We start from the raw sequence: 20641 nt of genomic DNA on the forward strand, positions 1-20641 counted from the left end.
CTTGAATCCGCGGCGAACCGTTGGGCCCGCAAAAGGCGAATACGATACACCCGCAGATGAGAAACAGTAAGGGTGGCGAAAATGAAAAAAGCCTCATGGAAGTTATCCACAAGGCCTTGGATTACCGCCGCACTGAGGGTCAATCAGGCAGCAAATGCGCTTTCTCGCCCCGCGGTGTTAAGAATGCCAGCACCACTGCGACAATGAGCAACGCAGGCACATCGCCCAATAGATGGCCGTACTGGCTTGCCCCGTCCATCCCGATGCCAAACGACTGCACAGCCATGATCGCGCCATGCACGACGCTCGACCACACCGTGAACCAGATCAAGCTCAGGTGTTTCAGCGGATCGCGGGATGCCAGCAGCAGGAACACACCGAGCGTCGCATAGATGCCGACCATCATCAGCGGATAATCGGAATGGCCGCTGTGCCACGCCCAACCGGACGGCCACAGAACCATCAACGGCCAGAACGCGAAGACGGCGATCAGACCGACTACGATCAAGACGATGCGCAAGGCGGCAAGTTTTTGAGTGTCATTCATGGCAGGCTCCTTATTGCGACCTGTTCATCGCCGCAATGGGTGCCGAGAGTATAGAACTCATCTGGGACGCATACCTTGCTATCCCCCCCGACTAAATCAGGCGCAACCTCGATCAGTCTGGCCGATGGCACTGCGCGGCGAACGTCGCTCAGCGCACTAAGCACGGCTTCAACCGCGTCAGGCGCATCGCGCGTGAACTCAAGCGCAAGCCGCCCCGGCTGCCCGATGCCTACCAAGGCATCATCGCAGCCCGCTTCACCCAGCCGCTCGACCAGTTCATCCGGAGCGCAGCCATCGTCAGCAAGCTGATATTTCAAGGTATTCTGGCCGTAGGGTACTGCCGGAAGGCGCGATTGGCAGTCGCGAAGCATAGACAACGTATTTGTACAGGGTTGGTTTACCGAAAGACCGCTTCCGTAAGCCCTTGCGATTCAATCCACAGCCTCGCAGCGACGCTCGCATCCAGTGCTTGCGCAGGAATCTTGGCAACGGCCGGATAGCCGCGTATTTCGCCGAGCCTGTCCGGGCCGTAATAGACACCGCCTTGAGCCTGCGGTGAAGTCGCAGCGAAGATGGTCGGCAACGCCCCCTGCGCTGCCGGCTGGAACAGGAACCACATGTAACGACGAGCCATACCCGGAACGCTCCATGCGCCGGCGCCATTGGGCAACAGATCGGTGCGCGAAATGCCAGGATGGGCAGCGATGCTCTGGATGCCCCAGCCTGCAGCATCGCTGCGGCGTTGCAATTCAAGGGCGAATATCAGGCAAGCGAGTTTCGATTGGCTGTAAACCGGCATCGGCCTGTAGCTGCGCTGAGCTTGCAGATCATCGAAGTTGATCGTGCCGCTTCGAGCGGCGACGCTTGAAAGGCTGACCACGCGTGGCTTGTTGCCCTTGCGCAACAGCGGCAGCAGTTGGGCAGTCAAGGCGAAGTGACCCAGGTAGTTCGTGCCGAACTGCAACTCGAATCCGTCGCAAGTCACCTGACGCTTCGGCGGCGCCATCACTGCCGCGTTGTTGATCAGCAAGTCCAGGCTGTCGCGCGAACTCCGCAGACGCTCACCAAACGACTCGATGGATTCGAGGCTGGCGAGGTCCAGTGCCCCGAAAGTCACATTCGCGCCGGGAACACTTTGGCGAATCTGATCGACTGCCGCCGCCCCTTTCGACGGATTTCGACCTGCGATGATGACATTCGCACCGGCGCGGGCCAGTGCCAGCGCGTCTTGGAATCCAAGGCCGCCAGTACCGGTGACGACCGCCGTACGGCCGCGTTGGGAAGGGATGTCGGAAACTGTCCAGTGGGTCATGATCCTTGCCTGTCGAGAAGTTGAAATATACACTAGGTGCATATAAATATGCACTCAGTGCTAACTCTTCTGCACTTAGTGCAGAAATGCAACAGGCCATTGGAATGTCAGAATCCTTCCCCCCCGCAGATGCAGCACCCACAGAAGGCTTGCGCGAAAGCAAGCGCCGCGAAACACGCCAGCGCATCGCCGAGGCCGGCCAGCGCCTGTTCCTTGCCAACGGGTACGAAGGCACGACGCTGGACACCATCGCGGCAGCGGCTGGCATCTCACGCCGCACGTTTTTCTCGTACTTCAAATCGAAGGACGACATCATCTTGTTCTGGCAGGACGCCGATTCGGCCAGGCTGATTGCCGATCTGCTGAAGACATCGCCCGACGTACCGCCACTCGATGCCGTTCGCGATGTGATGGTCAAGCACATCGCGCGCTATACGACCGAGCAGATGACAGCCGTGGACAATCTCATGCGTTCGAGCGAGTCGCTTCTTGCGCGCAAGCAGGCGTACTACGCGGAACAGGAGCAAGCGCTGTTCAACGCGCTGTGTGAGGTCTGGCGGCAGCCTGAGCGGCGGTTGGCCCTTCGGATGGTGGCTGTGGTGTCCGTCGGTGCGATGAGACTCGCGCTTCAGGCGTGGCGGGATCAGACCGGCCAGCGAAAACCGGTGGCCAAATTCCTGGAGGACGCCTTTGACAGTTTGAGAGCAGAGCTTTGACTGTAGCGACGGGGCGTTTGCGGGTGGACATTGATACCGGACGGGGCAGACCTGCCACGTCCGGTTCGGAAAAGCCTCGGCGCCTGCCGGGGCCATGCTGCGAGGTCACGCGCCCCGTGTTCAGCCAGTCGCGGCTGTGGGCTAAAGAGTCGGAACGGTGCCGCCGTCGATCCGATACTCGGACCCTGCGATCGAAGCGGACCGAGGGGACGCCAGGAAAGCGATCAAATCGGCCACCTCTTGTGGTGTGGCCGGTCGGCCCACTGGAATTCCTCCCAGCCAATCCATGACGATTTTCTTGCCGCCCTCGTAATCCGTTCCGGCGTCTGCCGCCATCCGCTGCGCAAACGCTACGGAAGCCTCAGTCTCAATCCAGCCCGGCGCAACGCTCAGCACGCGAACGCCCTTCGGCGTCACCTCTCTCGCCAGAGACTTGCTGTAGGTCGTGAGGGCCCCCTTGGCTGCGGCGTAGGCGGTGGTGGACTCGGGCAAAGGCAGCACGCGCTGGATGGAGCTGACGTGGATGATGACGCCGGAGCCCTGAGCCAGCATCGCTGGCAGCAACGCACGATCCAGGCGTACGGCAGGCATCAAGTTCAGGTTCAGCTCGGCGAACCAGTGCTCATCACTGATCGCGGCGAAACCGCCACCGGGGGTCTTCGAACCGCCGAGCACGTTGATCAGGATATCGACGCCGCCCCAGTCCTGCAGGACGGTCTGAGCAAGGTGATTCGTACCTTGCGCCGTCGACAGATCGGCAGCCACGTAGGTGACGCCCTCCACCGGCTCCGCTGGCACGGTGCGCGCGGATGTCGCCACCCGAGCGCCGGCCTCCACAAGGGTTTTCACGACTGCAGCGCCAAGGCCCAGCGTGCCGCCGGTGACCAATGTCCGCAGGCCATTCAGATGAAGGTCGAAGCTCATGCCGTGATCTCCAGCGATGCGATCAGGCCGCGTTCAAGGCGAAAGCGGTAGGACAGGACGATCGGGCTGCCAGGGAAGTTGCCGGTGACGTTGGCGCGGACAAGTTGAAAGCCGTCCTCTCCCTCAATGGCGAATGGCACGCTCGTCGCGCTGTACTTGGCCGATGCCTCGGCCATAAAGGCCTTGATGGCGTTGATGCCCGTGTAGGTATGACCGTCGTCCTTCATGACGGCTTGCGCGGTGAAGCAACGCGCCAAGGCGTCGGGGTTGTGTTCGGCCGCGAAGTACGCGGCAATAGGCTCAGGAAGGGTCAAGGTGTTCAATTTTTGGCTCCATGGGGTCAGCGAAGGCCTCAGGATGCGCGTCTACTTGAATTCAGTGAATACGCTAGAATCTTTATAGGTTGCTTAGGAAACGATACATAATGCGCGGATCCGACTTCGCTGAACTGAAGGCCTTCGTAGCCGTCGTGGAACGCCAGAGCTTTGCCCGAGCTGCAGAGCATTTGGGCCTATCGCCGTCGGCACTCAGCCAGACCATCCGGCAACTCGAAGGCCGCATCGGCGCTCGCCTTCTGAATCGCACAACTCGAAGCGTCGCGCCATCGGCCAGTGGCGAACTGCTCTACAGGCGCATAGCGCCATTGTTTCGGGAGATGGCTGCTGCAGTCGCCCAAGCCAGTGAGGCGACAGGACAGATGAGCGGCACGCTTCGCATCAACACGCTGGGGATCGCAGCGCGGACCATCATCGCGCCCCGGCTTTCACGCTTCCATCAAGCACACCCTGACGTGGTTCTCGACATCGTGGTCGACGACGCGCTCGCCGATATCGTCGCGGGCCGCTTTGATGCGGGCATCCGCGTGGGTGGGCAGCTCGAGAAAGACATGGTTGCCGTCCGCCTCACGCCGGACCTGAACATGGTGGCCGTGGCCTCCCCGGACTATATCGCCCGTAGAGGAACCCCCAAGTCGCCCGCCGATTTGCATAACCATACATGCATCAACTGGCGGCTCCAGATGGACGGCAGGCAATATCGCTGGGAGTTCAAGAAACGAGGGCAACGACTCGAAGTGGCGGTGGACGGCCCCGTCGTCACCAATCATGCTGACATCGGCATTGCTGCTGCGCTGAACGGGCTCGGCATTGCCTATCACTTTGAGCGAGATGGCGTGGGCGAGCTCTTGACCCAGGGGCGGCTGGTCCAGGTCCTGCCGGACTGGTCGATTTCGCGCCCGGGGCTGTTCCTCTACTATCCGAGCCGCCAGCATCGACCAGCCCTCCTAGGGGCGTTCATCGACTGTCTCCTGGATCGAAAACCGTTCGATCAGCTCTAGGCCCCCAGGAAGGGTCACCATAGCGTCGGCAAACAGCATGGAGTGGGCTATGGAAAACACGGTCTCGGCGATGCACAAAGCGGCTAGAACTGGCCAGCCCAAAAAAGCCAAAAGCCCGCAATTACGCGGGCTTCAGGGCATTTTCTGCTAATGGGTGCCGGACAATGCCGGGCGCCCCATCATTCCCACTCAATCGTCGCCGGCGGCTTGCTCGACACGTCATACGTGACGCGGGAGATGCCTTCGATTTCGTTGATGATGCGTCCGGAAACGGTTTCCAGCAGCTCGTACGGCAGGTGTGCCCAGCGAGCGGTCATGAAGTCGATGGTTTCCACGGCACGCAGGGCCACGACCCAGGCGTAACGACGGCCATCGCCAACCACGCCCACCGATTTCACCGGTTGGAACACCACGAAGGCCTGGCTGACCTTGTGGTACCAGTCGGCCTTGCGCAGTTCTTCGATGAAGATGTGGTCGGCGCGACGCAGCAGGTCGGCGTATTCCTTCTTCACTTCACCGAGGATCCGCACGCCCAGGCCCGGGCCCGGGAATGGGTGGCGGTAGACCATGTCGTAGGGCAGGCCCAGTTCCAGGCCGAGGCGACGTACTTCGTCCTTGAACAGTTCGCGCAGCGGCTCGACCAGCTTGAGGTTCATCTCTTCCGGCAGGCCACCGACGTTGTGGTGGGACTTGATCACGTGGGCCTTGCCGCTCTTGGCGCCGGCCGACTCGATCACGTCGGGGTAGATGGTGCCCTGGGCCAGGTACTTGATGTTGTCCAGCTTGCAGGATTCGGCGTCGAACACGTCGATGAAGGTACGGCCGATGATCTTGCGCTTCTTCTCCGGGTCGGACTCGCCGGCCAGGTTGTTCAGGAACTGCTCTTCGGCGTTGGCGCGGATCACCTTGACGCCCATGTTCTCGGCGAACATGGCCATCACTTGCTCGCCTTCGTGCAGGCGCAGCAGGCCGTTGTCGACGAAGACGCAGGTCAGTTGGTCGCCAATGGCCTTGTGCAACAGCGCCGCGACCACAGAGGAGTCCACACCGCCGGACAGGCCCAGCAGCACGTTGTCGGTGCCGACTTGAGCACGGACCTGAGCGATGGCGTCTTCCGCGATTTTCGACGGGGTCCACAGGGCTTCGCATCCGCAGATGTCGAGGATGAAGCGCGACAGGATGCGGCCGCCTTGCTTGGTGTGGGTCACTTCCGGGTGGAACTGCACGCCGTAGTAGCGACGATCATCGTTGAACATACCGGCAATCGGGCAGCTCGGGGTGCTGGCCAGGATGTGGAAGTCTTCCGGCATCTTGGTGACCTTGTCACCGTGGCTCATCCACACGTCCAGGCCGAACAGGCCGTCGGCGTCGATATGGTCTTCGATGCCGTCCAGCAGACGGCTCTTGCCGACCACATCGACGCGGGCGTAACCGAACTCACGCAGGTCGGAACCTTCGACCTTGCCGCCCAGTTGTTCAGCCATGGTCTGCATGCCGTAGCAGATACCGAAGACCGGCACGCCCAGGTCGAACACCGCTTGTGGGCAGCGCGGGCTGTCGGCTTCGTGCACGGACTCGGGGCCACCAGCGAGGATGACGCCTTTAGGCGCGAATTCGCGAATCGCTTCGTCATCCATGTCGAACGGATGCAATTCGCAGTACACGCCGATTTCACGCACGCGGCGGGCGATCAGCTGGGTGTACTGGGAACCGAAGTCGAGGATCAGGATGCGGTGAGCGTGAATGTCGAGGACCATGACTCATTCTCATGTAGTGAATCAGAAACAACTCGGGGCTGAATGAACAGCCCCGGTGATTAACGTTTTGCTGGAAGCCTTAACCTACGCGGTAGTTCGGCGCTTCCTTGGTGATCTGCACGTCGTGGACATGGGACTCGGCCATACCGGCGCCGGTGATGCGCACGAATTCCGGCTTGGTGCGCATCTCTTCGATGTCCGCGCTGCCGGTGTAACCCATGGAAGAACGCAGGCCGCCCATCAGTTGATGGATGATGGCGCTCAAGGTGCCTTTGTACGGCACGCGACCTTCGATGCCTTCCGGCACCAGCTTCTCGGCACCCGCGGAGGAGTCCTGGAAGTAACGGTCGGAAGAGCCCTGGGCCTGGGACATGGCGCCCAGCGAACCCATGCCGCGGTAGGCCTTGTAGCTACGGCCCTGGAACAGTTCGATCTCGCCCGGTGCTTCTTCGGTACCGGCGAACATCGACCCCATCATCACACAGGAGGCACCGGCGACGATGGCCTTGGACAGGTCACCGGAGAACCGGATGCCGCCGTCGGCGATCAACGGTACGCCAGTGCCTTCAAGGGCAGCGGCGACGTTGGCGATGGCGCTGATCTGTGGCACGCCGACACCGGCGACGATGCGGGTGGTGCAGATCGAGCCTGGGCCGATACCGACCTTGACCGCGTCGGCGCCGGCTTCGGCCAGGGCCTTGGCCGCAGCGCCGGTGGCAATGTTGCCGCCGATCACCTGCACTTCCGGGAAGTTCTGCTTGACCCAGCGAACGCGGTCGATCACGCCTTTGGAGTGACCGTGGGCGGTGTCGACCACCACCACGTCGACGCCGGCATTGACCAGGGCGGCGACACGATCACCGGTGTCCTTGCCGGTGCCGACCGCAGCGCCGACGCGCAGACGACCCTGGTCGTCCTTGCTCGCCAGCGGGTAGGCCTTGGCTTTTTCGATGTCGTTGACGGTCATCATGCCCTTGAGGGCGAATTTGTCGTCGACGATCAGCACGCGCTCGATGCGGTGCTTGTGCAGCAATTCACGAACTTCGTCCTTGCTGGTGCCTTCCTTGACCGTGACCAGGCGCTCTTTAGGCGTCATCACTTGGCGGACGGTGGCATCCAAGCGGTTCTCGAAGCGCACGTCGCGGGAGGTAACGATGCCGACCAGGTCGCCATCGTGCAGCACCGGCACGCCGGAGATGTTGTGCATGCGGGTCAGTTCGAACAGATCCCGGACCGTGGCATCAGCCTCGATGGTGATCGGATCCTTGACCACGCCAGCCTCGAACCGCTTGACCTTGCGCACTTCGGCGGCCTGCTGTTCGATGGTCATGTTCTTGTGGATGATACCGATACCGCCTTCCTGGGCCATGGCAATGGCCAGACGGGCTTCGGTCACGGTGTCCATGGCGGCGGAAACCAGGGGGATATTCAGTTCGATGCCACGGGTGAGACGGGTTTTGAGACTGACTTCGTTAGGCAGTACCTCGGAATAACCGGGCACTAGGAGAATGTCGTCGAAGGTCAGAGCTTCTTGGCTGATACGCAGCATCGCGGGGGCTCCCGAGCGGGAAAATGGAAGCGCGCCATTATACTCATGGACCCCGTCTGGCTCAATGTAAAACTCTGTCTATTATTGGCGGGGTGATTGACGGGCTAAATCACTGCACTCCGACCATACGCCGAACCCGTGGCGAGGGAGCTTGCTCCCGCTCGGTTGCGCAGCGACCGCAAACATCTCAGGGCCGCTTCGCAGCCCAGCGGGAGCAAGCTCCCTCGCCACAGGGGTTGTGTATTCATCGCCCCAGTGTGTGTTGCTCGCTACAACTCCACCTTCACCCAACTCACCGGCTGATCCAGCCAATCGGCGAATTCATCCAGAAACGCCTGCTTGAACCCCGCCTCCAGCCAGTTGTTGAAGATGAACCCCAGGTTGGAAAAGCCACAGGGCTGCAGAAACAGAAATCCATTGATGTCATCTTCATGGCCACATTCGGGACAAGTAAAGTTGTCGGTGCGCGCCGGCATCCAGTCTTCCAGGCTCTCGAACAGCGCTTCGCCGATTTCCTTGCGGCACTCGGCGCAGCCGGCCTCTTCGAGAAAGCCCTTGGCCGGCGTATAGATGCAACGCTTGGTGATGATCTCCAGGCCATTGATCGACTCACCGAACGGCAAGGCTTCGGGGTGCATGACCACTTCGCGGGCACCAGGGGCGATGGCGTGGGCCATGCGATTGCCGGTGCGCCCGCAGGTGGTCAGCTGTTCTTCGACGATATTCTTGCGCACCAGCCAGCGCACGATCGCCCGGGCCCGTGGCTCGTGGACCGGCAGGGTGGAAATTTTCGGAACGATGATGCTTTGCGAGTTCATGGCGAGGCCTGGCTGTTTCCCTGGCAGGGTCTGATCGAAGGCCGGCAGCTTAATCCCTGGCGGGGCCAGGTCAAGCACTCAGGTAGCGCACGATCAACGCAAGGCCGCTGGCAAGCACCAACCAGGTGACCAACTGCACGAACGCCTCTCGCGACATCTTCATGGTCAAGCGCCGCCCTACCCACAACCCCAGCGCCATGGCCGGCAACAAACACAGCGCCAGTACCAACAAGGGTAGCTCGGCATACACCCCGGCCACGATAAACAGGCTCAAGCGCACCACCGTGCTGCAACTGATCAAGGCACTTTGCGTGGCGCGGGCCGCGTCCTTCGGCAGACGGCTGTTCAGGTAGATCGCATATAAAAAGCCGCCGCTGCCAAACAACGCCCCGAACATCCCGCCCACCGTGCCCATCGGGAACGCCCACAGCGATGACAGCTGCTTCGGCCGGGTTTTTATCGACAGGCTATAGATCGCATAACTGCTGATGAACAGCCCCATCAACAGCAACAACAGGTCGGACTTGAGGTTGAGCAGGAAAATCACCCCCAGGGTGCAGCCCACCGCCATGCACGGCAGCAACCGCAACAGTTCAGGCCGAGACACGTCCCGGCGCGATGGCAACAGGTTGCCGAAGGCCGCGACAAAATCGAGCAAGACCAGCAACGGGATGATTTTCGACAGTGGCATGAACAGCAGCAGGACGGGGGCGGCCACCAACGCCGTGCCGAACCCGGCGATGCCGAACACGATGTAGGCCAGGGTGATGGCCAGGCCGATCACCAGCCATTGCGTTGGCGCGAATGCCCATTGGCCTAACCATGACAGAAGATCCATTGTCGACTTCCTTGGTGACGAAGGGGGCGACTTTAGCCAGATCCAGGGCGACACATCCAGCGTTTGTGGTGACTGACCCATTGCAATCGCGAGCAGGCTCGCTCCCACAGGGGATCTGTGTCGCAGCGAAGATCCAGTGTGGGAGCGAGCCTGCTCGCGATGCGGACGACTCGGTCTGATTTGTCTGCACACATGGAGATTCATCGGCGAATGCCCTTATCATGCCGCCCATGATTAAAGATCCCTTTGCCCGACTGGGCCTGGACCGCGAGGTCCTGACTGTCAGCCAGCTCAACGGCCGCGCGCGGGTGTTGCTCGAAGACGTGTTCAGCAACATCTGGGTCGAGGGCGAGATCTCCAACCTTGCCCGCCCGGCGTCCGGCCATGTGTATTTCACCCTCAAGGACAGCGGCGCCCAGGTGCGCTGCGCGCTGTTCCGGCAGAACGCCGCGCGGGTGCGCCAGGCCTTGAAGGACGGGCTGGCGGTGAAGGTGCGCGGCAAGGTCTCGCTGTTCGAGGGCCGTGGCGACTACCAACTGATCCTCGACACCGTGGAGCCGGCCGGCGATGGCGCCCTGCGCCTGGCCTTTGAGGCGCTGAAGGAAAAGCTCAGCGCCGAAGGCCTGTTCAGTGCCGAGCGCAAGGTGCCGCTGCCGGCCCACCCGCAACGCATTGGCATCATCAGTTCGCCCACCGGCGCGGTGATCCGCGACATCATCAGCGTCTTTCGCCGCCGTGCGCCGCAGATATCCCTGACCTTGATTCCCACCGCAGTGCAGGGCCGCGAAGCCACCGCGCAAATCGTCCGCGCCCTGAAACTGGCCGATGCCCGTGGCTTCGATGCGCTGATCCTGGCCCGGGGCGGCGGTTCACTGGAAGACTTGTGGTGCTTCAACGAAGAGGCCGTGGTCCGGGCGGTGGATGCCTGCGTCACGCCGATCGTCAGCGCCGTGGGCCATGAAACCGACGTATCTATCAGCGATTTCGTCGCCGACGTGCGTGCCCCGACCCCGTCCGCCGCCGCCGAATTGCTGGCTCCCGATGCCGGCGACCTGGTGCGCCGGGTCGAAAGCCTGCATCGCCGGCTGGTGATGCGCATGCGCGACCGGTTGATGCGCGATCAACTGCGCCTCGAAGGCCTCACCCGGCGCCTGCGTCATCCCGGTGAACGCCTGCGCCAGCAAGCCCAGCGCCTCGACGACCTGGACATGCGCCTGCGCCGGGCCTTCGAACGCAGCCTCAATACCCGCCGCGAACGCCTGATCCGCCTGGAAACCCGCCTGGCCGGGCAACACCCGGGCCGGCAACTGGCATTGCTGCGCCAGCGCCTGGACAGCCTGGCCGAACGCCTGCCCCGGGCCATGCGCGAAGGCCTGAAAACACGCCGCGTGCAATTGCACAACCAGATGCAGACGTTGCACATCGTCAGCCCCCTGGCGACCCTCGGTCGGGGCTACAGCATTTTGCTCGACGAGCGCGGCCATGCCATCCGTAGCGCCGGGCAAACCCAGACCGGCCAACGCCTGACTGCCAAGCTGGGCGAAGGCGAACTGCTGGTGCGGGTCGAAGACAATCACCTGACGCCGGTCACCCTTTCTTTACTGGATTGATTCATGCCGCGATATCTCGCCCCATTGCTCTTGCTGTGCCTGACCTTCAACGCCCACGCCGACAGTTACATCTCCCGCCTGTTGAACAAACCGGTGCCCGGCGGCGTCGCTGTGGTGGACCTGGGCAGCGCAGCCAAGGCGCCGAAGGCCAGTTACCAGGGCAAACCGGTGTTGGTGGTCAAGGAACAGGACAACTGGCTGGCGATTGTCGGCATCCCGCTGACGGTCCAGCCCGGCACTCAGCAGATCAGCAGTGGCGGCAGCACCCAACCGTTCGTGGTCGGCTATAAAAAGTACCCTGAGCAACACATCACCCTGAAGAACAAACGCCAGGTCAACCCGAACCCGGCGGATCTCAAGCGCATCGACGCCGAACTGGCCGTGCAACTGAAGGCCTACCGCAGCTTCAGCCCGAACATCCCCAGCAACCTGCTGCTGGACAAACCGGTCAACGGCCCGCTGTCGAGCAAGTTCGGCGTGCGCCGGTTCTTCAACGGCGAAGAGCGCAACCCCCACGCCGGCCTGGACTTCGCCGTGCCCGCCGGCACGCCGATCAAGACCCCGGCCGCCGGCAAGGTGATCCTCACTGGCAATTACTTCTTCAATGGAAACACGGTATTCGTCGATCACGGCCAAGGCTTCATCAGCATGTTCTGCCACATGTCGAAGATCGACGTGAAAGTCGGCCAGCAACTGGCCCGCGGCACGGTGGTGGGCAAGGTTGGCGCCACCGGTCGGGCGACCGGGCCGCACATGCACTGGAACATCAGCCTGAACGATGCGCGGGTGGATCCGGCGATTTTCATTGGCGCGTTTCAACCCTGAGTTTTTGCGGTGAGGCTACTGGCCTCATCGCGAGCGGGCTCGCTCCCACATTTGGATCTCTTGTAAATACAACATTGTGCCCAACAGAAATCCCTGTGGGAGCGAGCCTGCTCGCGATGACGGCAGCCATATCACCGCGACTCCAGGAATTGCCAAGCTCTAAACATCAACGCAATTCCCAAGACAAATATTCGAGATATGAGCGATTAAATCTCGCAAACCTCCGCAAAAACAGAACTTCTCTCAATTTTTTCCGACTGCTTGCGATCCGCCCCTCACGCGGTTAGGGTTGAGGGCATGAAAACCTCTCACACCCTCATCCAGCTTCGCCAGCACCGCAGCCTGTGCCTCGTCAGCGCACGACTGCCGGGCTGAATCGCGGCACCTCGTCCCGGCTGCGAAGCCACCCCATTCGAACCACCGGCAGGCCGCCTTTTTCCGGCCACGACAATAAGGATTTCCCCATGAGCATGCTCAAAGACCCGTCTTCCAAATACCGCGCCTTCCCGACCATCAACCTGCCGGATCGCACCTGGCCGTCGAAGACCATCACCGCCGCGCCGATCTGGTGCAGCTCCGACCTGCGCGACGGCAACCAGTCGCTGATCGAGCCGATGGACGCGGTCAAGAAGCTGCGCTTCTGGAAAACCCTCGTCGCGGTGGGCGTGAAGGAAATCGAAGCTTCGTTCCCAGCCGCTTCGCAAACCGACTTCGACTTCGTGCGCACCCTCATCGAAGAAGGCCACATCCCGGACGACACCACCATCCAGGTGCTGACCCAGGCCCGTGAAGACCTGATCGCCCGTACCTTCGAGTCCCTGCGCGGCGCGAAAAAAGCCATCGTCCACCTGTATAACGCCACCTGCCCGTCGTTCCGCCGCATTGTGTTCAACCAGGACAAGGAAGGCGTGAAGGAAATCGCGGTGAACGCGGCCAAGCTGTTCGTCAAATACGCCGCGCAGCAGCCGGAAACCCAGTGGCAGTTCGAGTATTCGCCAGAAACCTTCAGCGCCACCGAGCTGGAGTTCGCCAAGGAAGTCTGCGACGCGGTGATCGAAGTGTGGAACCCGACGCCCGAGCGCAAGGTGATCCTCAACCTGCCCGCCACCGTGGAAGTCGCCACCCCGAACATCTACGCCGACCAGATCGAGTGGTTCCACCGCAACATCACTCGTCGTGACAGCGTGCTCATCAGCCTGCACACCCACAACGACCGTGGCACCGGCGTGGCCGCCACCGAGCTGGGCCTGATGGCCGGCGCCGACCGTGTCGAAGGCTGCCTGTTCGGCAACGGCGAGCGCACCGGTAACGTCGACCTGGTGACCGTGGCACTGAACCTTTACACCCAGGGCATCGACCCTGAGCTGGACTTCTCCGACATCGACGGCGTGCGCAAAGTGGTCGAGGAATGCAACCAGATCCCGGTGCACCCGCGTCATCCGTACGTTGGCGACCTGGTTCACACCGCGTTCTCCGGCTCGCACCAGGACGCCATTCGCAAAGGTTTTGCCCAGCAGAAACCGGACACCCTGTGGGAAGTCCCGTACCTGCCGATCGACCCGGCCGACATCGGCCGCAGCTACGAGGCGGTGATTCGCGTCAACAGCCAGTCCGGCAAGGGCGGTATCGCCTACCTGCTGGAACAGGAATACGGCATCAGCCTGCCGCGTCGCATGCAGATCGAGTTCAGCCAGGTGGTGCAGCGCGAAACCGATCGCCTGGGCCTGGAAATGACTGCCCAGCAGATCCACGCCCTGCTCCACAGCGAGTACCTGCAAGCCAACACCCCGTACGCGCTGGTCAGCCATCGCCTGCAGGAAGAAAACGGCCACAGCGCCGTGGAAGTGGAAGTGGCGAGCAAAGGCCAGGGCGAGACCAACCTGCACTGGCGCGGCAAGGGCAACGGCGCGCTGGAAGCGCTGGTGGCCGGGCTGCCAATTCCGGTGGAGATCATGGACTACAACGAACACGCCATCGGCGCCGGCACCAATGCCAAGGCGGCGGCGTACATCGAACTGCGGGTCAACGGCGAGCGTGCGGTGCACGGCGTGGGGATCGATGAAAACATCACCACGGCGAGCTTCAAGGCGCTGTTCAGCGCGCTGAACCGATCGCTGAGCCAGCCAGAGGCCAAGGCCGCCTGATCTATCGATGAAATGCAAAAGGCCCTGGGGTGTGAACCCTGGGGCCTTTTGTTTGGCTGATGTTATTGCGCTGGCTGTTCCGACCTCATCGCGAGCAAGCTCGCTCCCACACTGGATCTTCAGTGGGTTCAAAATCCTGTGCCCACCTCAGCCTCCCTGTGGGAGCGAGCTTGCTCGCGATGGCGGCCTGTCAGGCAACCGAGATGTCAGGCATGGGTATCGATCGAAACGGTCATCGCCTGCAACAGCGCGGCCTGCAAGGTCTGCAAAGTCGCTTGGGTCGCCATGATCTGGGTCTGAATCGCCATGGTTTCCTGGGCTTTCTGCTCCTCATCAGCCCGGCTTTTTTGTACCCGAGCCAGCTGAGCTTGCTGTTCGGCCAGCAACTTCTCGGTCTGCTCGATCTGCTTCTTCAGTTGTTCGATAACATCGCCGCTGCCACTGCTGCCGCCCGCACCTGCGATATTCGCGCCGCTGGTGTCGACTTCCAGCTTCTTGTCCTTGTCTTCGCTGCTGTCAGCCGATGCCACTGGACTGGCCGCTTTCTCCTCTTCAGCCCCGCGAATGGAGACTTTAGGGGCTGACAATGGGTAAGGGTTTACGGTGGTTGCGCTGATACTGGTCATAGGGACTTCTCTCCTTGGCTGACCGGTTATCGGCACGCAACACTGCTCCTTGAGGCTGAATCGTTTCAATTCGTGAATTCGAAGCGATCGGCATCCAGGTTCGCCGGAAACCGCGTGCGATAGGCCGCCAGGTCCGCCGCCTTCAAACACACCGTGAATACCCCATCGGCCTCGCCGGCGCTGAGCAGGGTCTCGCCCTGGAAATCCAGCACCTGACTATCACCGGTGTAGGCAAAACCCTTGCCGTCGGTGCCGATGCGGTTGACCGCCGCCACGTAGCACAGGTTCTCGATCGCCCGGGCCGGCAGCAGCCGGTTCCAGTGCATACGCCGCGCGCCGGGCCAGTTGGCGGTGTACAGCAGCAGGTCGGTGTCCTCGGCATCGCGGCTCCACACCGGAAAGCGCAGGTCGTAGCAGATCAGCGGACGAATGCGCCAGCCCTTGAGTTCGAACAGCACCTGGCGGTCACCCGGCGTGTAGTGATTGTGTTCCCCCGCCATGCGAAACAGATGACGCTTGTCGTAATGCAGCACCTCACCGTCCGACCGCGCCCAGAGCAGGCGATTGCGATGGCTGCCGTCAGCGGCCTGGATGATCACACTGCCGGTGATCACCGCATCCAGCTTCGCGGCTTGGGCCTTGAGCCATTGGCGTGTCGGGCCGTTCTCCGCTTCCGCCAAGGTCTCGGACTCCATGGAAAAGCCCGTGGTGAACATCTCCGGCAGGATAATCAGGTCCGCGCCACGCGCCTGCTCCAGCAAACCTTCGAAATGCTCCAGGTTGGCCCGGCGGTCGTGCCAGGCCAAGGTGGTCTGGACCAAGGCGATATTGAGGTCGGGCAATGTGCTCAGATCACGCATAGTTTTTCCGCCGCTTCGCGCAGCGTCTCCTCGCGCTTGGCAAAGCACAGGCGCACCAGGCGCTGGCCTTGTGGTGGGTTCTGGTAGAACACCGAGATTGGAATCGTTGCCACGCCGTGCTCGCGGGTCATCCACACCGCCATGTCGACGTCGTTCAGGTCCGGACGGATTTGCGAATAATCCACCAACTGGAAATAAGTGCCGGCCACCCGCTTGAAGCTGAACCGCGACGGCGCCAGCAGATCGCAGAACAAGTCGCGCTTGGCCTGGTAGAAGTCCGGCAGTTCATCGACGTGTTCCGGATGTTCGGCCATGTAGTCGGCCAGGGCGTATTGCAACGGCGTCACGCCGCAGAAGCTGACGTACTGGTGCACCTTGCGCAGTTCCGCCGTCAGGGCCGCTGGCGCCACCACGTAGCCGGTTTTCCAACCGGTGACGTGGTAGGTCTTGCCGAACGAACTGACCACGAAGGCGCGCCGGTACAGCTCCTCATGGGCCAGGACGCTGGCGTGGGCGACGCCGTCGAACACCAGGTGTTCGTAGACCTCGTCGCTGACCAGGTAAATGTCGCGGTCTCGAATCAGCGCCGCCAACTGGTCCAGTTCAGTGTGGCTGATCAGGGCGCCGCTGGGGTTGTGGGGGCTGTTGAGAATGATCATCCGCGTGCGCGGGCTCAGGGCTTGGCCGAGCTTTTCAAAATCGATGGCGAAGTCATCCAGGCCCAATGGCACGTGCACGCAACGCCCACCAGCCAATTGCACGGCAGGTTCGTAGCTGTCGTAGCTGGGGTCGAAGACGATCACTTCGTCGCCGCTGTGCACAACGGCCGCAATGGCACAGAAAATCGCCTGGGTCGCGCCGGGGGTCACGGTCACTTCCTGATCGGCATCGACGCTGACGCCATAACTGCGGGCAATCTTCGCCGCGATCTGCTCGCGCAGCGCCGGCAAGCCGGTCATGGGCGAGTATTGGTTATGACCTTGAGCAATGTGCCGGCCAACTGCATCGCGCAGGGCCTGCGGACCATCGAAATCGGGAAACCCCTGGGACAGATTGAGCGCGCCGGTCTGCGCGGCGAGCTGGGACATCTGGGTGAAAATAGTGATGCCGACATTCGGCAACTTGCTGGTGATCATCGAGGGTTCCCTGGTCTGCACCCGGCTCAGGTGCGGCGCGGGAGAGCTCGAGGATAGCCCAATCGCCGGGCATGAAAAAGGGCGCCACACAGGGCACCCTTTTCATGCTGAATACTCATGCCTGTGGGAGCAAGGCTTGCCCGCGATGAACGATAACGCGGTTCAGCTGTTACACCGCGGCGCGGTCATCGCGGGCAAGCCTTGCTCCCACAGATCAACATCCCAACTTTCAGATCCAGACTGGATCAGCGCTTGTCACGACGCTTCTTGTCAGCCTTCTTGTGGTGCGACATCAAGCGGCGCTTCTTGTTGACCTGGCGGTCGGTGAGCGTGTTCTTGTTGCCTTCATACGGGTTCTCACCGCCCTTGAACTCGATGCGGATCGGCGTGCCGACCAGCTTCAGGACGCGGCGATAGGTGTTTTCCAGGTAGCGGACGTACGACTTGGGCACCTTCTCGATCTGGTTACCGTGAATCACGATAATCGGCGGGTTGGCACCACCCAAGTGGGCGTAACGCAGCTTGATCCGGCGGTTGTTGACCATCGGTGGCGCGTGCTCGCCTACCGCGTCTTCGAGGATCTGGGTCAGGCGGTTGGTCGGCCAACGGGTGACCGCCGACTTGAACGAGTTCTGCACCGACGCATAGAGGTTGCCCACGCCGGTACCGTGCAGGGCCGAGATGAAGTGGATGTCGGCGAAGTCGACGAAGAACAGCCGACGCTGCAATTCGACCTTGACGAAATCCCGCTCGCTCGGCGTCATGCCGTCCCACTTGTTGATCGCGATGACCAGCGCACGACCGGCTTCCAGGGCGAAGCCCAGCAGGTTGAGGTCGTGATCGACCACGCCCTCCCGGGCGTCCATCACGAAGATCACCACGTTGGCGTCTTTGATCGCCTGCAGGGTCTTGACCACGGAGAACTTTTCGACTTCTTCGTGGATCTTGCCGCGCTTGCGCACACCGGCCGTGTCGATCAGCGTGTACTTCTCTTCGTTACGCTCGAAGGGAATGTAGATGCTGTCACGGGTGGTGCCAGGTTGGTCGTAGACGATGACCCGGTCTTCACCGAGCATGCGGTTGACCAGCGTCGACTTGCCCACGTTCGGGCGGCCGATGATGGCGATCTTGATCCCGTCTTTTTCGCTCGGGCCCGGAATGCGCTTGGCTTCCTCGCCTTCGGCAACGATCTCTTCCTCGCCCTCTTCCGGTTCTTCCACGTCGTCCTTCGGGAAGCTCTCCAGAGCGATTTCCAGCATCTGGGTGATACCACGGCCGTGGGCACCGGCGATCGGGATCGCCTGACCCATGCCCAACGGGGCGAACTCGGCGCGGGCCATGTCCGGGTCGATGTTATCGACCTTGTTGGCGACCACATAGGAACGCTTGTTACGTTTGCGCAAATGCTCGGCGATCATCTGGTCGGCGGCGGTAAAACCGGCCTTGGCGTCTACCAGGAACAGCACCACATCGGCTTCTTCGATGGCGAGCAGCGACTGCTCGGCCATTTTTTCGTCCATGCCGTGTTCATCACCGGAGATGCCGCCGGTGTCGACCAGAATATAGGTACGCCCTTGCCACTTGGCCTCACCGTATTGGCGATCACGGGTCAGACCGGACAAGTCGCCGACGATGGCGTCGCGAGTCCTGGTCAGGCGATTGAACAAGGTGGACTTGCCGACGTTCGGTCGGCCCACCAGGGCGATTACGGGAACCATGCGGCTCTCCACTTCGTTATTTCAGAAAATACAAAAGCCGCTGCGAGGCAGCGGCTGGTGCTCGGGGCAGTCTGGGCAAGCACTGCAAACCTTGTGAACAAGGCCGCTTGGGGGATTAGCCCCAAGCATAGTCTTACTTGATGGTCAGGGCTTCCAGTTTGCCGCTGTTGCCATACACATAGATCATGTTGCCCACCACCAGCGGACGGGCACGCAGGCCGTCGCTGTCGATGCGCTCACGGCCGACGAAACGACCGTCCACCTGGCTGAGCAGGTGCAGGTAACCTTCCAGGTCACCCACTGCAACGTAGCTGGAGAACACTTCCGGGGCCGACAGTTGACGACGGGCCAGGGAGTCGTTGCTCCACAGTGCGGTGGTGGAACGCTCGTCAACGCCTTCGACGGTGCCCGAGGACAGGCTCACGTAGACGCTGCCAAAGCCTTGGGCGACACCGGCGTAGCTGGACGCATCGCGCTGCCACAGCGGACGACCGCTTTCCAGGTCCAGTGCCGCAACACGGCCCTGGTAGCTGGCGACGTACAGCGTGCCGCCGGACAGCAGCAAGCCGCCGTCGATGTCGACCACACGCTCCAGCTCCGAACGACCTTGCGGGATCGCCACGCGCTGTTCCCACACCGGCACGCCATTGGAAATATCCAAGGCAACCACTTTACCGGTCGACAAGCCAGCCACCGCCAGGCGGTTGGTGACGACTGGCGCACTGGTGCCACGCAGGGTCAGGACCGCCGGGGTGCTGTCATACAACCAGCGCTGGTTGCCGGTAGCGGCATCCAGGCCGATCAGACGGTCGTCCTGGGTCTGGACCACGACCACGTCACCGTTGGTGGCCGGCGGTGCGAGCACTTCACTGGTCACGCGGGCGCGCCATTTCTCTTCACCGCTGCTCGCGTCCAGGGCGACGATCTCGCCCTTGAGCGTGCCGATCATGACCAGGCCATAACCCACGCCAACGGCGCCGGAAACAGGCAGTTCAAGATCTTTCTTCCATTTGACGTCGCCGTTGCTGCGATCCATCGCCATCACCACACCGGTGACGTCGCCTGCATAGATGGTGTCGCCATCGATAGCCGGCACCAGCATGTTGTAGGTTTCACCCTGGCCATCGCCGATGGAACGGCTCCACTGCTTCTGCAGCACGACTTCTTCTTTGAAGTCGGTCAGCTCGGCCGGAGGCAGTTCTTTCTTGCTGTTGCTGCTGCAACCCGCGGCCAGAATGGCCAGGGCCAGCAATGCTGCATGTTTCCAACGGATCACGTCACGCATCCCCTTTGGCCAGGTCGTCCAGCTTGATTTGCAGGCCACCGACTGCGGCTTCATCCGACAGCGCAGCCTTGGCTTTTTGGTAGGCCGCATAGGCCTCATCGGCACGACCCAGCTGCACCAGCAGGTCGCCCTTGAGTTCTTCGCGGGTCGCCAGGAACGCCTTGTCGGCATCGCCGTCAAGCAGTTTCAGGGCGTCTTCGGCCTTGTTCTGTGCCGCCAGCACCTGCGCCAGGCGCTGACGCGCCACTTCGCCCAGGGTCGGGTTGGCCGGTTTGTCGACGATACCTTTGAGCTCGGTGGCCGCGTCGTCCAGCTTGCCGCTGTCCACCGCCACCTTGGCCACGAACAGGCGACCGTACTGCGCGTAGGCGGTGCCGCCGAATTCCTTGTCCAGCTTGCCGGCCAGGTCCGCCACGCGGGCCGCGTCAGGCTTGCCGTCCGGGGTCAGGGTGGTTTCCAGCAATTGCTGGTAGAGCACCGAGGCGCCTTGCGACTGGTTGCTCTGGTATTTCTGGTAGGCCTGCCAGCCGAACACGATGACCAGCGCCAACAGGCCGCCAGTGACCAGCGGCTTGCCGTTGCGCGTCCACCAGTCCTTCAAATCCGCCAGCTGTTCATCTTCGGTACTCGACACCCCAAT

General features: G+C 61.8%; 19 protein-coding genes and 1 pseudogene. 5 read left to right on the forward strand and 15 right to left on the reverse strand.

Annotated features, from left to right (window positions below; all coding sequences use genetic code 11):
• Positions 1–139 precede the first annotated feature (139 nt).
• The 3 genes and pseudogenes from GN234_RS13100 to GN234_RS13110 form a co-directional block, all read right to left on the reverse strand.
• A complete protein-coding gene (locus GN234_RS13100; protein ID WP_116831525.1) occupies positions 140–547 on the reverse strand; it encodes a DUF6632 domain-containing protein in 408 nt (135 codons plus the stop codon).
• A gap of 86 nt (positions 548–633) precedes the next feature.
• Positions 634–918: pseudogene (locus GN234_RS13105) on the reverse strand (hypothetical protein); the annotation flags it as partial.
• Between the two features lie 26 nt (positions 919–944).
• The gene (locus GN234_RS13110; protein WP_163855228.1) at positions 945–1859 is read right to left on the reverse strand and encodes an SDR family oxidoreductase; all 915 of its coding nucleotides are present in this window, start codon (positions 1857–1859) and stop codon (positions 945–947) included.
• Positions 1860–1963: 104 nt separating this feature from the next.
• Between GN234_RS13110 and GN234_RS13115 the strand changes: the two genes are divergently transcribed.
• Positions 1964–2575 carry a TetR/AcrR family transcriptional regulator gene (locus tag GN234_RS13115; protein ID WP_109753635.1) on the forward strand — a complete coding sequence of 204 codons (612 nt, stop codon included), beginning with the start codon at positions 1964–1966 and terminating at the stop codon, positions 2573–2575.
• Positions 2576–2716: 141 nt separating this feature from the next.
• Here the strand turns inward: GN234_RS13115 and GN234_RS13120 are convergent, their stop codons facing one another.
• Positions 2717–3499 (reverse strand): SDR family oxidoreductase, encoded by a 783-nt coding sequence (locus GN234_RS13120; protein ID WP_176688579.1) that lies wholly within the window; start codon positions 3497–3499, stop codon positions 2717–2719.
• On the reverse strand, positions 3496–3822 hold the full coding sequence (locus tag GN234_RS13125) for a nuclear transport factor 2 family protein (protein ID WP_163855230.1): 327 nt from the start codon (positions 3820–3822) through the stop codon (positions 3496–3498). Before GN234_RS13125 ends, GN234_RS13120 begins: the two co-directional genes overlap by 4 nt.
• 101 nt (positions 3823–3923) lie before the next feature.
• Here GN234_RS13125 and GN234_RS13130 point away from each other — a divergent pair, with 101 nt between their 5' ends.
• A complete protein-coding gene (locus GN234_RS13130; RefSeq protein ID WP_109753632.1) occupies positions 3924–4835 on the forward strand; it encodes a LysR family transcriptional regulator in 912 nt (303 codons plus the stop codon).
• A gap of 179 nt (positions 4836–5014) precedes the next feature.
• Here GN234_RS13130 and guaA read toward each other — a convergent pair whose 3' ends face one another.
• The 4 genes from guaA to GN234_RS13150 all read right to left on the reverse strand — a co-directional run bounded on the left by guaA (position 5015) and on the right by GN234_RS13150 (position 9797).
• A complete protein-coding gene (gene guaA / locus GN234_RS13135) occupies positions 5015–6592 on the reverse strand; it encodes a glutamine-hydrolyzing GMP synthase (protein ID WP_176688580.1) in 1578 nt (525 codons plus the stop codon).
• Between the two features lie 79 nt (positions 6593–6671).
• Complete coding sequence (gene guaB / locus GN234_RS13140) at positions 6672–8141, reverse strand: IMP dehydrogenase (RefSeq protein WP_109753631.1); 1470 nt, start codon at positions 8139–8141, stop codon at positions 6672–6674.
• 269 nt (positions 8142–8410) lie between these two features.
• Complete coding sequence (locus tag GN234_RS13145) at positions 8411–8959, reverse strand: sugar ABC transporter ATPase (protein WP_109753722.1); 549 nt, start codon at positions 8957–8959, stop codon at positions 8411–8413.
• Positions 8960–9029: 70 nt separating this feature from the next.
• Positions 9030–9797 (reverse strand): sulfite exporter TauE/SafE family protein, encoded by a 768-nt coding sequence (locus tag GN234_RS13150; RefSeq protein ID WP_109753630.1) that lies wholly within the window; start codon positions 9795–9797, stop codon positions 9030–9032.
• A gap of 230 nt (positions 9798–10027) precedes the next feature.
• Here GN234_RS13150 and xseA point away from each other — a divergent pair, with 230 nt between their 5' ends.
• The 3 genes from xseA to leuA all read left to right on the forward strand — a co-directional run bounded on the left by xseA (position 10028) and on the right by leuA (position 14376).
• Complete coding sequence (gene xseA, locus GN234_RS13155) at positions 10028–11407, forward strand: exodeoxyribonuclease VII large subunit (RefSeq protein WP_176688581.1); 1380 nt, start codon at positions 10028–10030, stop codon at positions 11405–11407.
• Positions 11408–11410: 3 nt separating this feature from the next.
• Positions 11411–12232, forward strand: a complete 822-nt coding sequence (locus tag GN234_RS13160) for a peptidoglycan DD-metalloendopeptidase family protein (protein ID WP_109753628.1) — start codon at positions 11411–11413, stop codon at positions 12230–12232.
• Between the two features lie 464 nt (positions 12233–12696).
• Entirely contained in the window at positions 12697–14376 is a 1680-nt protein-coding gene (gene leuA, locus GN234_RS13165; RefSeq protein ID WP_109753627.1) for a 2-isopropylmalate synthase, read from the forward strand.
• Between the two features lie 206 nt (positions 14377–14582).
• On the opposite strand, the gene GN234_RS13170 is transcribed toward leuA, so the two are convergent.
• The 6 genes from GN234_RS13170 to GN234_RS13195 all read right to left on the reverse strand — a co-directional run bounded on the left by GN234_RS13170 (position 14583) and on the right by GN234_RS13195 (position 20635).
• The gene (locus GN234_RS13170; protein WP_116831521.1) at positions 14583–15002 is read right to left on the reverse strand and encodes a hypothetical protein; all 420 of its coding nucleotides are present in this window, start codon (positions 15000–15002) and stop codon (positions 14583–14585) included.
• Between the two features lie 65 nt (positions 15003–15067).
• Positions 15068–15862, reverse strand: coding sequence for an amidohydrolase (locus tag GN234_RS13175; RefSeq protein ID WP_109753625.1), 795 nt, complete (start codon positions 15860–15862; stop codon positions 15068–15070).
• Positions 15850–16998, reverse strand: coding sequence for a pyridoxal phosphate-dependent aminotransferase (locus GN234_RS13180; protein WP_109753624.1), 1149 nt, complete (start codon positions 16996–16998; stop codon positions 15850–15852). The genes GN234_RS13175 and GN234_RS13180 overlap by 13 nt, the downstream gene beginning before the upstream one ends.
• A gap of 245 nt (positions 16999–17243) precedes the next feature.
• Positions 17244–18716, reverse strand: coding sequence for a ribosome biogenesis GTPase Der (der, locus tag GN234_RS13185; protein ID WP_063322847.1), 1473 nt, complete (start codon positions 18714–18716; stop codon positions 17244–17246).
• Positions 18717–18849: 133 nt separating this feature from the next.
• Positions 18850–20001 carry an outer membrane protein assembly factor BamB gene (bamB, locus tag GN234_RS13190; protein ID WP_109753623.1) on the reverse strand — a complete coding sequence of 384 codons (1152 nt, stop codon included), beginning with the start codon at positions 19999–20001 and terminating at the stop codon, positions 18850–18852.
• The gene (locus GN234_RS13195; protein WP_014336699.1) at positions 19994–20635 is read right to left on the reverse strand and encodes a YfgM family protein; all 642 of its coding nucleotides are present in this window, start codon (positions 20633–20635) and stop codon (positions 19994–19996) included. The genes bamB and GN234_RS13195 overlap by 8 nt, the downstream gene beginning before the upstream one ends.
• Between the last annotated feature and the right edge of the window lie 6 nt (positions 20636–20641).

The sequence above is a fragment of the Pseudomonas bijieensis genome (assembly GCF_013347965.1).
Classification (GTDB): Bacteria; Pseudomonadota; Gammaproteobacteria; order Pseudomonadales; family Pseudomonadaceae; genus Aquipseudomonas; species Aquipseudomonas bijieensis.